At 62.6% G+C, this 14,295-nt stretch carries 13 protein-coding genes and 1 other RNA gene; 13 read left to right on the forward strand and 1 reads right to left on the reverse strand.

The window, feature by feature from the left end:
• The 5 genes from secF (at nucleotide 1) to M8744_RS10030 (ending at nucleotide 4,898) form a co-directional block, all read left to right on the forward strand.
• Nucleotides 1-969, forward strand: coding sequence for a protein translocase subunit SecF (secF, locus tag M8744_RS10010; protein WP_251414597.1), 969 nt, complete (start codon nucleotides 1-3; stop codon nucleotides 967-969).
• 148 nt (nucleotides 970-1,117) lie between these two features.
• On the forward strand, nucleotides 1,118-1,471 hold the full coding sequence (locus M8744_RS10015) for an Mth938-like domain-containing protein (protein ID WP_251414598.1): 354 nt from the start codon (nucleotides 1,118-1,120) through the stop codon (nucleotides 1,469-1,471).
• A gap of 267 nt (nucleotides 1,472-1,738) precedes the next feature.
• A complete protein-coding gene (locus M8744_RS10020) occupies nucleotides 1,739-2,743 on the forward strand; it encodes a DctP family TRAP transporter solute-binding subunit (protein ID WP_251414599.1) in 1,005 nt (334 codons plus the stop codon).
• A gap of 84 nt (nucleotides 2,744-2,827) precedes the next feature.
• Nucleotides 2,828-3,517 (forward strand): TRAP transporter small permease, encoded by a 690-nt coding sequence (locus M8744_RS10025; protein WP_251414600.1) that lies wholly within the window; start codon nucleotides 2,828-2,830, stop codon nucleotides 3,515-3,517.
• A 4-nt stretch (nucleotides 3,518-3,521) separates the two neighbouring features.
• Nucleotides 3,522-4,898, forward strand: a complete 1,377-nt coding sequence (locus M8744_RS10030) for a TRAP transporter large permease (protein ID WP_251414601.1) — start codon at nucleotides 3,522-3,524, stop codon at nucleotides 4,896-4,898.
• Nucleotides 4,899-5,131: 233 nt separating this feature from the next.
• Here M8744_RS10030 and ssrA read toward each other — a convergent pair.
• Nucleotides 5,132-5,480, reverse strand: a transfer-messenger RNA (tmRNA) gene (gene ssrA, locus M8744_RS10035).
• Between the two features lie 97 nt (nucleotides 5,481-5,577).
• On the opposite strand from ssrA, the gene M8744_RS10040 reads away from it, so the two are divergent.
• The 8 genes from M8744_RS10040 to M8744_RS10075 all read left to right on the forward strand — a co-directional run bounded on the left by M8744_RS10040 (nucleotide 5,578) and on the right by M8744_RS10075 (nucleotide 14,292).
• Nucleotides 5,578-6,084, forward strand: coding sequence for a DinB family protein (locus M8744_RS10040; protein ID WP_251414602.1), 507 nt, complete (start codon nucleotides 5,578-5,580; stop codon nucleotides 6,082-6,084).
• A gap of 97 nt (nucleotides 6,085-6,181) precedes the next feature.
• Nucleotides 6,182-7,174: an acryloyl-CoA reductase gene (gene acuI, locus M8744_RS10045; protein WP_251414611.1), complete on the forward strand. Its 993-nt coding sequence runs from the start codon at nucleotides 6,182-6,184 to the stop codon at nucleotides 7,172-7,174.
• Nucleotides 7,175-7,522: 348 nt separating this feature from the next.
• The gene (locus tag M8744_RS10050; RefSeq protein ID WP_251414614.1) at nucleotides 7,523-7,939 is read left to right on the forward strand and encodes a universal stress protein; all 417 of its coding nucleotides are present in this window, start codon (nucleotides 7,523-7,525) and stop codon (nucleotides 7,937-7,939) included.
• A 29-nt stretch (nucleotides 7,940-7,968) separates the two neighbouring features.
• Complete coding sequence (locus M8744_RS10055) at nucleotides 7,969-9,708, forward strand: BCCT family transporter (protein WP_251414616.1); 1,740 nt, start codon at nucleotides 7,969-7,971, stop codon at nucleotides 9,706-9,708.
• A 169-nt stretch (nucleotides 9,709-9,877) separates the two neighbouring features.
• Nucleotides 9,878-11,101, forward strand: coding sequence for an aminotransferase class V-fold PLP-dependent enzyme (locus M8744_RS10060; RefSeq protein ID WP_251414723.1), 1,224 nt, complete (start codon nucleotides 9,878-9,880; stop codon nucleotides 11,099-11,101).
• Between the two features lie 48 nt (nucleotides 11,102-11,149).
• Nucleotides 11,150-12,568 carry a cryptochrome/photolyase family protein gene (locus M8744_RS10065; protein ID WP_251414619.1) on the forward strand — a complete coding sequence of 473 codons (1,419 nt, stop codon included), beginning with the start codon at nucleotides 11,150-11,152 and terminating at the stop codon, nucleotides 12,566-12,568.
• A gap of 75 nt (nucleotides 12,569-12,643) precedes the next feature.
• Nucleotides 12,644-13,852, forward strand: coding sequence for an SAM-dependent methyltransferase (locus M8744_RS10070; protein ID WP_251414622.1), 1,209 nt, complete (start codon nucleotides 12,644-12,646; stop codon nucleotides 13,850-13,852).
• Entirely contained in the window at nucleotides 13,849-14,292 is a 444-nt protein-coding gene (locus M8744_RS10075) for a TrgA family protein (protein ID WP_251414638.1), read from the forward strand. Before M8744_RS10070 ends, M8744_RS10075 begins: the two co-directional genes overlap by 4 nt.
• Nucleotides 14,293-14,295 lie beyond the last annotated feature (3 nt).

Below are 14,295 nucleotides of genomic sequence, written 5' to 3' on the forward strand. Positions count from 1 at the left end.
ATGCGCCTGAGATTTGTTCCCGACGACCTCAAGTGGGATTTTTTCGGCCGCTCGAAACTGTGGCTTGGGATATCGGCTGTCATGGTGGTTGTCGCCCTTGCCTCGTTCTTCCTGCAGGGCTTGAACTACGGCATCGATTTCCGGGGCGGCACGACAATTCGTACCGAAACCCCGTCGCCGGTGGATGTGGGAGCCTATCGCGGCGCGGTCGATCCGCTGGGCCTGGGAGATATCACCATAACCGAAGTGTTCGACCCGTCCTTTGATGACGATCAGAACGTGGCGATGATCCGTATCCAGGCGCAAGAGGGGCAGGAGTCTGTCACGCCCGAAGTGATCGAGCGGGTCCGCCAGGCGTTGCAGACCGTGGCCCCTGAGATCCGGTTCGTCAGTGTCGAATCCGTTGGCCCCAAGGTCTCGGGTGAGCTGATCCAGACCGCGATCATCGCGGTGGCGCTCGCCATCGGGGCGGTGCTGGTCTACATCTGGCTGCGCTTTGAATGGCAGTTCGCCCTGGGGGCCGTGGCGGCGCTGGTCCACGACGTGGTGCTGACAATCGGCATTTTCTCCGAGCTTCAGATACGGTTTGACCTGGCCATTATTGCCGCCTTGCTGACGATCGTGGGCTACTCGCTCAACGACACGGTGGTCGTGTTCGACCGGGTTCGGGAAAACCTGCGCAAGTACAAGAAGGCCGAGCTTAAAGAGGTTCTGAATATCTCGATCAACGAAACGCTCAGCCGGACCGTCATGACCTCTGTTACAACGCTGATCGCGCTTTTGGCGCTGTTCGTGCTGGGCGGCGACGTGATCCGCGGGTTCGTCTTCGCGATGATCTGGGGTGTGATCGTGGGCACCTACAGCTCGATCTTCGTGGCGTCGGCGTTGCTTTTGCGGCTTGGGGTGAAACGCGATTGGTCGAAACCCGACAACAATGCCGGAACGCAATACGCCAACATAGATGCCTGATGCCTCGGCGCAGGCTTCCCGAAACCGGGGGCCTGTGGCTGGCCTTGCGGGTGCTTGATCCCGGCCATGCCCCTATTACCTTGGGGTCCAGGTACACGATCACCTTCACCGCTGGACCCAGCGGGCCTGACAATACGGGGTTCTTGCCATGGAGATGAACGAAATCCGCTATGACAGCGCCGTGCCGGTCGATGGGTACGGCCCGGGCTTTTTTCGCGTCGACGGCGCGCTGATCGAAGGCGCGATGATCGCGACTGGAGAACGCGCCGTAGGCTGGGCCGGGCTGGACGACCCCGCGCCGCTCGAGGCGCTGGCCGGCGAGGTCGATGTGGTGTTTCTGGGCATGGGCGCCGAAATTGCCCACGCGCCGCGTGCCCTGCGCGACCGCCTGGAAGAAATGGGCTTGGGCGTCGAGGTGATGTCGTCACCCGCCGCCTGCCGCAGCTACAACGTGCTTTTGGCCGAGGGGCGGCGCGTTGCCTTGGCGGTGTTGCCGGTCTGACGGGGAATCGCCCAGCCCCTGATTTTGTGCGATTTTTCGCACAAATCTCGTGACAAGCTGTGTGGTTTTCCGCACGTCCTGACGGCCTGTCATGGAGAGCTTGCGTCTGCTGCATTTCCAAATCGCTGAAATCATGCGCCTTTTGCCCGCGTCTTGGGCAGATGTCACAAAGGCTTGAGCGTGGCGCGCCGTTTGGTGAAAGTTGCCCATGCCGCGTGGCGCATGCCCGCCGCGCTAACTGTAAGTCTCAAATCCGGGAGGAGACCCATGAGAAAGCTTTTGACCACCGCCGCCATGGCGCTGGCTGTCGCGGCCACCGCGCAAACCGCCACTGCCGCCTGTGACGATGGCGAAATTGTCATCAAGTTCAGCCACGTCACCAATTCCGACCGCCACCCCAAGGGCATCGCGGCCACCCTGTTGCAGGAACGTGTGAATGCCGAGATGGACGGCACCGCCTGCATGGAGGTGTTCCCCAACTCGACGCTTTACAACGACGACCAGGTGCTTGAGGCGATGCTGCAGGGCGACGTGCAGCTGGCCGCGCCCAGCCTGTCGAAATTCGAGCAGTTCACCAAGACGTTCCGCCTGTTCGACCTGCCGTTCATGTTCAAAAACATCGACGCCGTCGATGAGTTCCAGAACAGCGAAACCGGCCAGGCGATGAAGGAATCGATGACGCGCCGTGGCCTTCTGGGCCTGCAGTTCTGGCACAACGGCATGAAACAGATGTCGGCCAACAAGCCGTTGATCGAACCGTCGGATGCCAACGGCTTGAAATTCCGCGTGCAGAACTCGGACGTGCTCAAGGCGCAGATGGCTGCGCTCGGGGGCAGCCCGCAGCCGATGGCCTTTTCCGAAGTGTATGGCGCGCTTCAGACCGGTGTCGTGGACGGGCAGGAAAACACCTGGTCCAACATCTACGGTCAGAAGTTCTTCGAGGTGCAGGACGGTATCACCGAAACCAACCACGGCATCATCGACTATCTGCTGGTGACCAACGTGGACTGGTGGGAAAGCCTGGACGCCGATGTGCGTGACCAGTTGGCAACCATCATGGCCGAGGTGACAGAGACCCGCAACGCGGCTTCTTTCGAGGTGAACCAGCAAAACCGCCAGGCCATCATCGACGCCGGGGGCACCGTGCGCGAGTTGACCGGAGAGCAGCGCGCCAAGTGGGTCGAGGTGATGAAGCCCGTCTGGGAACAGTTCACCGACGATGTGGGCCAGGAAAACATCGACGCGGCCCAGGCGATCAACGCCAAGCACTGAGTTCCGGCCATGCCGGAAGGCCCGGCCCCCGGTGCAGGGGGCCGGGCCAATGCATCTGTCACACAATCGGGGGAGGCTGGCAGTATGTCGGGACGCTATGAACCGGACAGCATTATCGGCCGCGTTGTCAACGAGATCGAGGAAACCGCGATCGCGGTTTTGCTGGGGTTGATGACGCTCATCACCTTCATCAACGTGGTACTGCGATACGGGTTCAACACCGGCCTGATCTGGGGGCTCGAGGCGACGACCTTCCTGTTTGCCTGGCTCGTGGTTTTCGGCGTCAGCTACGCCGTCAAGGTGACAGCGAATCTCGGCGTCGACGCGCTGATCAATCTTTTTTCCCCGCCCGTGCGCCGGGTGCTTGCACTGCTGGCCGCTGCGATCTGCATCGCCTATGCCTTTTTGCTGTTCAAGGGCGCGTGGGATTACTGGGCCAATTTCGCCAACCTGCCCAAAACCACGGGGCGATGGTTTCCGACCGGGCTCGAGGAGATGAAACGCACCTCCTATCGCGGCTGGTACGAGGTGATCGACATCCCCATGCCCGAGTGGCTGCGCTGGATCGAACCGTTGATGAACGAGGGTGAATCCTATGAAAAGATCCCCCGCTTCATCCCGTATTTCATCCTGCCCTTCGGGATGGCGCTGCTGCTGTTCCGCTTCGTACAGGCTGGGCTGCGCATCTGGCGCGGCGACCAGGCAAGCCTGATCGTAAGCCACGAGGCCGAAGACGCGGTCGAAGACGTGGCCCACATGAACCGCGGAGACTGAACCCATGGAAGTCGCCATTCTTTTCGCCATGGTCGTGGGCCTGATGCTGATCGGCGTGCCGATCGCCGTATCGCTGGGTTTTTCCTCGACGATCTTCCTGCTGGTGCTCAGCGACACGTCGCTGGCCTCGATCGCGCAGTCGTTCTTTCAGGCGATGGCCGGGCATTACACGCTGCTGGCCATTCCGTTCTTCATCCTGGCGTCAAGCTTCATGTCGACGGGCGGCGTGGCGCGGCGGATCATCCGCTTTTCCATTGCCATCGTGGGGCATTTCCCCGGTGGGCTGGCTATCGCGGGCGTCTTTGCCTGCATGTTGTTTGCGGCGCTCAGCGGCTCATCACCCGCCACCGTCGTTGCAATCGGCTCGATCGTGATCGCCGGGATGCGCCAGGTCGGCTACAGCCGTGATTTTGCCGCCGGCGTCATTGCCAACGCGGGAACGCTGGGCATTCTCATCCCGCCGTCGATCGTGATGGTGGTCTACGCATCGGCCACCGACGTGTCCGTGGGGCGCATGTTTCTTGCAGGTGTCATCCCGGGCCTTATGGCCGGCACCATGCTGATGACGACGATTTACATCATCGCGAAATTCCGCAACCTGCCCAAGGGCGAATGGCTGGGCTGGGGCGAGGTGTTCGAGGCCGGTGCAGACGCGGGGTGGGGCCTGTTCCTTATCGTCATCATCCTGGGCGGTATCTATGGCGGGATATTCACGCCCACCGAGGCCGCGGCGGTGGCTGCCGTCTACGCTTTCTTCATCTCGTGCTTCGTCTATCGCGACATGGGGCCGCTGGCCCGGCCCGATGGCGAACGCAACCTCAGCTTGATGCGCAAACCCATCGCGCTGGTCACAGCCTTCTTCCACCGCGACACGCGCGACACGCTGTTCGAGGCCGGCAAGCTGACCGTGACGCTGATGTTCATCATCGCCAACGCGTTGATCCTGAAACACGTGCTGACGGATGAGCAGATTCCCCAAAGCATCGCGGCGGCCATGCTGGATGCAGGGCTTGAATGGTGGGCTTTCCTGATCATCGTGAACATCATCCTGCTCATCGGCGGCCAGTTCATGGAGCCTTCGGGGCTGATCGTGATCGTGGCACCGCTGGTTTTTCCCATCGCCATCGAGCTGGGGATCGACCCGATACACCTTGGCATCATCATGGTGGTGAACATGGAGATCGGAATGATCACGCCCCCGGTGGGGCTCAATCTTTTCGTCACATCTGGCGTGGCGGGCATGCCGATGATGCGCGTCGTGCGCGCGGCGCTGCCCTTTCTCGCGGTGCTCTTCGTTTTCCTGATCCTGATCACCTATATCCCGTGGTTGTCCACATACCTGCCGACAACCTTCATGGGCCCCGAGATCATCACCAACTGAGTGCAAGCCGGGCCGCGCGAACACACGGGCGCGGCCCCTTGCTTTTCCTCTTGCTTCAAATACCCCCGCCGGAGGCACCCGCCGCCCGCCGCGCGCGCACGGCTTCAGGCAAAAGCCACGGCGCGGCAACCGGCACCGACCCGAGGGCGCAAGCCCGAGGCAAACGGCGCGCCGAAGGCGCACATTTCAATCAGGTCACTACCCGCGAAACGTCATCATGAACGGAGAGGGAAAGTGCAGGCTTCTGTTGCCAGGTGCCTGCGAACCCCGCCTTACGCGGCTAGGCGCAAGGGCTTAGGTTTCGGTCTTGTTACCGCTTACGCGGCAACTGCAACCGGAGCACGATTGTCGTTGGCAATTATGCTTTTGTGAACCGATAACGGTGGTGTCTCACCGGGACAAAGCTAACCCCTTTAGACGTTCGTCGATCCTGTTTCGGCCCCATGTCCCGCCAACGCCGGGTATTTGGTGGAGCCGCCGGGTACCGCCCCCGGGTCCGATCCGCTTATTACGAGCGCGTTTATGTCCATAGTCCCGAAGGACAGTTTGAATATAGGGCCGGCTGCCGCGTTTGAAAAGAGGGGATTGATCTTTGTGCCCATCACCGGAACACTGACCGGCAGGTAAAGGCCATGTGTTTTCCGTGGCTTGGAAGGACGGTCTTGGTAAAGGGCAGGCGATGATCACACCCGAGTGCGTGCGCCGCTTGGCGGCCTACAATGCCTGGCAGAATCGGCAGCTCGACGCGGCGATGGGCAAGCTGGACCACGCGGCATTGCTGGTCGATCGTGGCGCGTTCTGGGGCTCGATCCTGGGCACCGCCAATCATCTTCTTTGGGGCGATGCGACCTGGATGGCGCGGTTCGGCGTGGGGGCTGCACCGGAACGGCCCCTTGCGGACAGCGCGGCGCTTTTCCCCACGCACCCCGCCTGGAGCGCCGAGCGCTTTCGCCTCGACGGTCGGATCACGCTTTGGGCCGAGGAGCTGCGCGCGGTCGACCTTGTCGGCAGATTGCGCTGGTATTCCGGCGCCGCGGGCCGCGAGATTGAAAAGCCGGTGGGTGAAATCGTGCTGCACATGTTCAACCACCAGACCCATCACCGGGGGCAGATTCACGCGATGCTCGGCGCGGCGGGTGTGACCGCGCCGGTCAGCGACCTGTTCCTGATGCCGGAGGACGGGTAAGGGGCTTTGCGCTGTCGCCCGCGCGGGCGCGCCCGCAATATTTTTGGAATTGGAATGCCGGGGCGGGGTGCCCCGGCTGTGAAAGGGAGCGAAAAACATGTTCAACGCGCTGGTCGTGAACAAGGACGAAGACGGAAAAACCCATGCAGGCGTGCAGCAATTGGCGCTGGATGACCTGCCCGAGGCCGAGGTGACCGTCGCGGTGGACTATTCTACCGTGAACTACAAGGACGGCCTGTGCATCGGGCCGGGCGGCGGCTTGGTGCGGAACTATCCGCATGTTCCGGGGATCGACTTTGCCGGAACGGTCGAAGCCAGCGATGACGACCGTTACAAGCCCGGCGACAAGGTGGTGCTGACGGGCTGGCGCGTGGGCGAGGCGCATTGGGGCGGCTATGCGCAAAAGGCGCGGGTCAGGGCCGATTGGCTTGTGCCCTTGCCCAAGGGGCTGGACGCGCGCCAGGCGATGGCGGTGGGCACGGCCGGCCTGACCTCGATGTTGTCGGTCATGGCGTTGGAGGACCACGGGCTGACACCGGGGCACGGGCCGGTGCTGGTCACAGGGGCGGCGGGCGGTGTCGGCTCGGTCGCGGTGGCGGTGCTGGCTGCCCTTGGGCACGAGGTGGCGGCCGTTACCGGCCGGCCCGAACAGGAAGGGTACCTGCGCGAGCTGGGCGCAAGCCAGATCGTCGCGCGTGACGAGTTGACCGAGGTGACTCGCAAGCCGCTGGAATCCGAGCTTTGGGCCGGCTGCGTCGATGCGGTGGCGGGGTCGATGCTGGGCAGGGTGCTGAAGCAGATGAAATACGGCACATCTGTCGCTGCCGTGGGGCTTGCCGGCGGTGCCGCCATCGAGGGCGCGCTTATCACGCCATTCATCCTGCGCGGGGTGAACCTGCTGGGCATCGACAGCGTGATGCAACCCTATGAAAACCGCCTGCGCGCCTGGGAACGGATTGCGCGGGATCTGCCGATGGACAAGCTTGAAGCGATGGTCCAACCGGCCACGCTGTCGGACCTGCCCGGATTGGGCGCAGATATCCTGAAGGGCCAAGTCAAGGGCCGCGTGGTGGTTGATGTCAACGCCTGATCGCCAGGCAATGGCCCGGCACAAGGGCAGTTCCGCGCGGGGCGGCCCTTGGTTTCCGGGTTTTCCAGGTCCTTGCACCCGGGGGGTGGCTCTGCGTATCCGGGCGACGGGTCTTGGCGAAATGGGGTCAGCCGGTTCTGGAAATGTCGCTTTCCGCAACGTAAATGCCGCGCGTTTTTTTACATCGGCGAATTCCCGCGCTACTGTTGAAACAGGAGGTCGTGTCACGGAACCGTCGTGGCGCCCTCTGGACACGACAAGGAAAACAACGCGCGGGGCAATGGAATCGGCCCGCTGATGCGGCCGTTCCGCCCCCCCCGGGTAACAATCGCGGAAGGAGGGAGACACGTGTTCAAACGTATCATGGTGCCTGTTGATCTGGCACATTCGGACAAGCAGCAACGCGCGCTGCAATGCGGCGCCGATATTGCCAAGCTTTACGGCGCGCCGGTGGTTTACGTGGGTGTGACGGCGGAAACGCCGGGCAGCCTTGGCCACAACCCGGCAGAATACAACGAAAGGCTCACCGCCTTTGCCGCCGCCCAAGGCGAAAGCAACGGCATTGACACAAGCGCGAAAACGGAGCTGAGCCATGATCCGACCTCGGATCTGGACGACATCCTGCTTCGAGCCATTGACGACACCGGGGCCGACCTGGTGGTGATGGCCAGCCATATCCCCGGTCTGACCGATTACATCTGGCCGTCCAATGGCGGCAAGGTTGCAGCGCATGCCAAGGTCAGCGTCATGGTCGTCCGTGACTGAGACAGGGACAAAACAGGGAACGCAAGAAAATGAGTGATTCATCAGACTACGGTATCCCCGAACCGGAAGGCGCGTCGGATATCATCGAGACCGATTACGAGATCGGTCAGGACAACGTGGAAACCAAGATTGGCCCGATCCGGCTTGATTTTCACAACCCGGTATTTCTGATTACCGGTGCCTTGGTCCTGGTCTTCGTGGCCATCGCGCTGATCTGGCCTACGGGCGCGCGCGACGCCTTCATGGCGATGCGCACCTTCGTGCTGACCCAGTTCGACTGGTTCTTCCTTATGTCGGCCAACCTGTTCGTCATCTTCGCGCTGGTGCTGATCGTGACGCCTTGGGGGTCGGTCAGGCTGGGTGGCAGCGATGCGACGCCCGATTACAGCTATCCGGCATGGTTCGCGATGCTTTTTGCCGCCGGCATGGGCATCGGGCTGATGTTCTTTGGTGTGCTCGAACCGGTTTACTATTTCGGCACCCCGTGGGGCGATCAACCGCTGGGCGGAGACCTGGGTATCGTCGATGGCGAGGTGGCAGACGCGGCCACCGTTGAAGCCGCGCGGCAGATGGCGATGGCGGCCACGATTTTCCACTGGGGTCTGCACCCTTGGGCGATCTATGCCATCGTGGCGCTGGCTTTGGCGCTGTTCAGCTACAACAAGGGGTTGCCTCTGACCCTGCGTTCGGCGTTTTACCCGCTTCTGGGTGAGCGTGTCTGGGGCTTCTGGGGCAACGCGATCGACACGGTCGCGGCCTTCGCGACGCTCTTTGGCCTGGCGACATCGCTTGGCCTTGGCGCGACGCAGGTGGCATCGGGCCTGACCGAGGTTTTCGGCTCGGGCGACGCCGAGGCCGGCACGCGCAATTTCCTGGGGTTCCTCTGGGGCAACGCGGCCGAGAACACCGCGGGTATCCAGAACAGCTCGATGCTGTTGGCGCTGATCATTGCTTTCATCACGGCAATCGCGCTGGTTTCGGTGATCCGTGGCCTCGACGGCGGCGTCAAGATCCTGTCGGAAATCAACATGGGCTTTGCTGGCCTGCTGTTGGCCTTCGTGTTCCTTTCCGGGCCGACGGTTGCCATCCTGGGTAACTTCGTCAGTGGCTTGGGCGCCTATGCGCGCGAGATCGTGCCGCTGTCGAACCCGTTCGGCCGCGAAGATACCAGCTTCCTGCATGGGTGGACGACCTTCTACTGGGCGTGGTGGATCTCTTGGTCACCTTTCGTCGGCATGTTCATCGCGCGCGTCAGCCGCGGTCGCACGGTGCGCGAGTTCATCACCTGCGTGTTGCTGATTCCGTCGCTGGTCTGCATCTTCTGGATGGCGACGTTCGGTGGCACCGCGATTACCCAGGTGGTCGAGGGCGCAACTGAATCGGGGGTGTTCCAGAACGTGATCGCGTCCTACAAGCCCGAGATCTCGCTGTTCGCCATGCTGGGCGAGTTGCCGCTGGCCGCGATCACCTCGACGCTCGCGGTTGTGCTGGTGATCATCTTCTTCGTCACCTCTTCGGACTCCGGTTCGCTGGTGATCGACACGATCACCGCGGGTGGCAAGGTTGATGCCCCGGTGTCGCAGCGTATCTTCTGGTGCATCTTCGAAGGTGCGGTGGCGGCCGTGCTGCTGCTTGGCGCGGCCGGTACGGCCGGGCTCGACAGCCTCCAGGCCATGGTCATCTCGACGGGCCTGTTCTTTACGGTGGTTCTGCTGGTCATGTGTTTCTCGATCTTCCGGGGGCTGATGACCGAACGTCAGAACACCTGACAGGACTCTATTGAACCGGTTGAAAGGCCCCGCTCCGGCGGGGCCTTTTGCATTTGCGCCGCCTGCGCGCGGCACCGCACTGGCCGGGCAGGTCTGCCCGGCACGACAAGCGGGGATTGCGCCCGCCGCGCATTTGCATTTGAGTATGCGCGAAACGAATGTGGAGCGGATGATGGACCTGGATATCGATTTCGTGCGTGCGCAATTTCCGGCCTTTGCCGAACCTTCGCTACAGGGGCAGGCGTTTTTCGAGAACGCGGGCGGGTCGTATACCTGCAAGCCGGTGATCGACCGGCTGACGCGCTATTACCACAGCCGCAAGGTGCAGCCCTATGGCCCTTACGAGGCCAGCCGCCTTGCGGGCGAAGAAATGGACGAGGCGCGCCGCCGGCTGGCCGCGATGTTGGGTGTCGATACCGATGAGCTGAGTTTCGGGCCGTCGACCACGCAAAACACCTATGTTCTGGCGCGCGCCTTCGGCGAATGGATGCAGCCGGGCGAGGCGATCATCGTGACCAACCAGGATCACGAGGCCAATACCGGGCCGTGGCGACGTCTTGCCCAGCAGGGAATCGAGGTCCGCGAATGGCGCATCGACCCCGATACCGGCGCGCTTGACCCCGAGGATCTGGCCGATCTGCTGGATGAACAGGTGCGGCTGGTGTGTTTTCCACATTGCTCGAACGTGGTGGGACAGGTCAATCCGGTGGTCGAGATCACCGCCATGGCCCATGCCGCCGGGGCTTTTGTCTGTGTTGACGGGGTCAGCTATGCGCCCCACGGCCTGCCCAATGTCGGGCTGATGGGCCCCGACATCTACCTGTTTTCCGCCTACAAGACCTATGGGCCGCACCAGGGGGTGATGGTGATCCGCCGCGCGCTGGGTGAGCAGCTTCCCAACCAGGCCCATTATTTCAACGCCGGCACGCTTTACAAGCGCTTCACCCCGGCCGGCCCCGACCATGCGCAGGTAGCGGCAAGCGCGGGGATCGCCGATTATTTCGACGCGCTGGCAGATCACCACGGGGTCACGGGCGATGCCGCGACCCGCGCCGAGGGGGTGCATGACCTGATGCGCGCGCATGAAACGCGCCTGTTGCAGCCGCTGCTGGATTACCTGAAATCCAGGAACTCGGTTCGCTTGCTGGGGCCGGGGCAGGCCGAGGGGCGCGCCTCGACCGTGGCCGTCGATGCCCGGCAGCCGGCCGCGCCGCTGGCCGCTGCACTGGCCGACCGGGGCATCATGGCGGGGGGCGGTGATTTCTACGCCGTGCGTGCGCTGGAGGCGATGGGCGTCGACCCCGCACGCGGCGTGCTACGGCTTAGCTTCGTGCATTATACGCACGCCAACGAAGTTAAGAAACTGATCGAGGCGTTGGACGACGTTCTTTAATCCGATCTGCGGCTTGCTACGTATAAGGTAACAAAACGGAGCAGCCCCTTGCCGGATACATCCCCCACGATCTTGTGGCTTCGCCGCGATTTGCGGTTAAGCGACCATCCCGCCTTGCGTGCCGCCTGCGACGCGGGTGGGCCGGTCATTCCGGTTTTCATCCATGATGAGCAGGTGGCCGCGCTGGGCGCCGCGCCGAAGTGGCGATTGGGCCTGGCGCTGGAATATCTGGCCGGGTCGCTGGCCGACAAGGGCAGCCGGCTGGTGTTGCGACGGGGCGATGCGCTGACGGTGCTGCGCGGGCTGATCGAAGAAACCGGCGCGCGCTTTGTCTGTTGGACCCGCGCCTATGACCCGGACGCCATCGCGCGCGACAGCGCCGTCAAGGCCGCGCTGAAAGAAGACGGGATCGAGGCGCGCAGTTTCGGTGGGCACCTGCTGTTCGAGCCATGGACGGTCGAAACCAAGCAAGGCGGTGTGTACAAGGTCTACACGCCATTCTGGAACGCGGTGAAGGGGCGCGACGTGGCCGCCCCGCTGGCCACGCCGGGCACCATCCCGGCGCCCGATCGCTGGCCCGCCTCAGACGTCCTGGGCGATTGGCGGCTGGGGGCTGCGATGAACCGCGGGGCCGACGTGGTGCGCCCCCATGTGCAACTGGGCGAGGGTGGGGCGCAATCGCGGCTGGGCGTCTTCATGGCGCACAAGGTAGCCGACTACGACAAGTTGCGCGACATCATGGCCGAGGATGGCACGTCGGCCCTGTCCGAGAACCTGGCCCAGGGCGAGATCAGCCCGCACCAGTGTTGGCATGCCGGGCTGCGCGCCCGCGAAGAGGGCAAGAAGGGCGCCGAGACATTTCTGAAAGAGCTGGCCTGGCGCGAATTCGCCTATCACCTGACCTATCACACGCCCCGTATCCTGAGCGGCAACTGGCGCGAGGAATGGGATGCCTTCCCCTGGAACCAAGACGAAACGGTGGCCGTCACCCGCTGGAAGCAGGGGCGCACGGGGGTGGAAATGATCGATGCCGCCATGCGCGAGATGTATGTGACGGGCCGGATGCACAACCGTGGCCGCATGATCGTGGCCAGCTTCCTGACAAAGCATCTGCTCACGCATTGGCGCGTTGGGCAGAAATGGTTCGAAGACTGCCTGATCGACTGGGACCCGGCCAGCAACGCTATGGGCTGGCAGTGGGCGGCCGGATCGGGGCCGGATGCCTCGCCGTATTTCCGCGTTTTCAACCCGGCCACCCAACTGGACAAGTTCGACCCCGACCGCCGTTATGTGCGCCGCTGGATCGCCGAGGGGCAGGGCACCCCGCCCGCCACCGCGACCAGCTATTTCGCCGCCGTGCCGCGTCGCTGGGGGCTGTCGCCCGATCAACCCTATCCCGCGCCCGTGGTGGCGTTGGACGAGGGGCGCAAAAAGGCGCTCGCGGCTTATGAAAACCGCAGCTTTTGATTGATAAACCCATGAAATTCTTGCCCTTGGGCAGGAAACTTGCCAGCTTTGGCTACAACCGAAGGGGATGAGCGGATGATCCTGACAACAACCGAGGGCCAAAAGAACTTGCCCCGCTACTTTTCGCGCGTGTTCGAGATGGCGCAGGAGATGCCGCGCGGGCGGCTTGATTTCGTGCTGCCCGACGGGCGGTATTTCCGCGCGGATGGCAAGGCGCCCGGCTACGTGGCCGAGTTGCACATCCACAACTCGGATATCTTTGCCCGGCTGATCCGCGAGGGCGACCTGGGGTTTTGCGATGCCTATATTGACGGGTGGTGGAGCACGCCCGACCTGCAAGCCTTCATGGATCTGGTCCACGACGAGAATGACGAGATGTATGACGGTTTTCCGGGCATCGGGCTGGTGCGCGCCTTTGAAAAAATGCGGTTTTGGCTGCAATCCAACAGCAAGCGGCAGGCCCGGAAGAACATCAGCTATCATTATGATCTGGGCAATGATTTCTACGGACTGTGGCTGGATGATACGATGACCTATTCCAGCGCCCTGTTCGAACCCGGCCAGAACAGCCTGGAGCAGGCCCAGATTGCCAAATATGCCTCGATGGTCGACCAGATGGGCGCCCAGCCGGGCGATCATATCCTGGAAATCGGCTGCGGTTGGGGGGGCTTTGCCGAATATGCCGCCAAGGAGCGCGGATTGCGCGTGACCGGCCTGACCATCAGCGAAGAGCAGTTTAAGTATGCGAGGGAACGAATTGAAAAAGCAGGGCTTTCAGATCTCGTGACCTTCAAGTTGCAGGATTATCGCGATGAAAGGGGCACCTATGATGGCATCGCCAGCATCGAGATGTTCGAGGCGGTCGGCGAAAAATACTGGCCCATCTATTTCGACACGCTGCGCGACCGGTTGAAGCCGGGCAAGAACGCCACGTTGCAGATCATCACGGTGCAGGACCGGCGGTGGGATGTGTATCGCCGCGGGGTTGATTTCATTCAGAAATACATCTTTCCCGGCGGCATGTTGCCCGCGCCCTCGGTGTTGCGGACCGAGATCGAAAAGGCCGGTCTGCAAGTGGCCCGCCAGATCGAGTTTGGCGAAAGCTACAGCCAGACCCTGCGCCGCTGGCATGAAACGTTCAACGACAAGTGGGAGCAGGTGGCCAGCCTTGGCTTTGATGAGCGGTTTCGCCGGATGTGGAATTTCTACCTCACCTCTTGCGCGGCGACCTTTCATAGCGGAAATTGCGACGTGACGCAGATCACGGTAACGAAACCCGCATGACCTATACTGCCGCGCGCGTTGTGGCCGCGCTTTTACTTGCGATCACGGGTTGGGTGGCCTCGCGGCTGATCATGCCGCTGCTGCCCGAGGCGACGGATTTCGGCATTTTCGAATATCTCAACGCGGGCCTCGGGGCGGCGGTGGGCTGGACCGTGATTGGCAGCCGCACGGGCCGGGGTATGTCGAACGCCATTGGCGTGGGCATAACGGCGGCGGTGGTGCTGACCTTTTGGGGCGTTTTCGTTCAATCCGCGCGCGAGATGTTCGCGCTGGCCAACAAGCGTCGCTACGACAACCCGATCGAGGCAATCATTGGCATTTTCGATATCGGTATCGATTATGTCGTGACCATGGCAACCCCCACTGTTCTGGGGGCGCTGGTATTGGGCGGTATCCTGAGCGCCGTCTTGGCCGAGCGCGCGGCGCGCGTGTGGCGCTAGGCC

It is taken from the genome of Lutimaribacter degradans (assembly GCF_023703375.1).
Taxonomy (GTDB): domain Bacteria; phylum Pseudomonadota; class Alphaproteobacteria; order Rhodobacterales; family Rhodobacteraceae; genus Lutimaribacter; species Lutimaribacter degradans.